This is a genomic window from Lysinibacillus sp. 10T31, from assembly GCF_056394365.1.
Window position 1 is genome coordinate 1 of the sequence record NZ_JBFTHS010000146.1, and the last position, 929, is coordinate 929.

General features: G+C 63.7%; 1 pseudogene. It reads right to left on the reverse strand.

Annotation, left to right across the window (positions count from 1 at the left end):
- A pseudogene (locus AC1DCY_RS27245) lies at positions 1-929 on the reverse strand (hypothetical protein); the annotation flags it as partial.

Below are 929 nucleotides of genomic sequence, written 5' to 3' on the forward strand. Positions count from 1 at the left end.
ACAACGCACCCGCTACGCTGGTTTGTGCAGTGCCAGCCGCTACCGCCCCGGTGCTGCTGATCGCGTTGATCGGCTGACTGAAGCCGGTAAGCCCCGTGGCCGGCGAGTAAGTGGCGCCGCCACCCAGGGTGTTGGCCGAGGTGTTGCCCAGMGTMGTGGTCTGGGTSCCCAGATTAKTSACGGCRGTATTGGTGGCAAACAGTTGGCTGCCGTTGATCGCGTCGGTGCTGGTGGCTGTGACTTGGCCGGCCGCTACATTGCTGATCTGACGTTCGTTACCGACACTGCCCACGCTCAATACGCCAGTCGGTGTCGCACCCTCRTAATTGAAAGTGGTGCCATTGATCACGCCATTGGCGGTCGCAACAGCAGCAGCCGTGGTGGCGCCGTTGCCCAGGGCGATGGAGTTSGCAGTGCYGGCGACGGCGCCGTTGCCGATGGCGATCGCATTAGCGGCGGTCGAACTCGCGGCTGGGCCGACGGCCACGCTGTCCWSRCCSGTYGCGSTGCTGTCGGCSAGSRTCGAGTTGGCRTGGAAATAYTTGATGCCSGCRCCATTGTTGATGTTATTGAGGCTTTGGTTGGTCGCAAAAAGCTGCGAGCCATTCACCGCATCGGTGCTGGTGCCGTTCAAGGCACCGGCRCTCAGGTTGGTGATTTTCACCCCGCCGGCCGGTGCRCCTGCACCACCGGTCGCCCCYARGGTGATGGCGTTGCCGCCGACCGCATCATATTTCACCGCRATATTGGCGGTGTTGACCGTGTCGGTRTTCAGCGCCGACAACGCACCCGCTACGCTGGTTTGTGCAGTGCCAGCCGCTACCGCCCCGGTGCTGCTGATCGCGTTGATCGGCTGACTGAAGCCGGTAAGCCCCGTGGCCGGCGAGTAAGTGGCGCCGCCACCCAGGGTGTTGGCCGAGGTGTTGCCC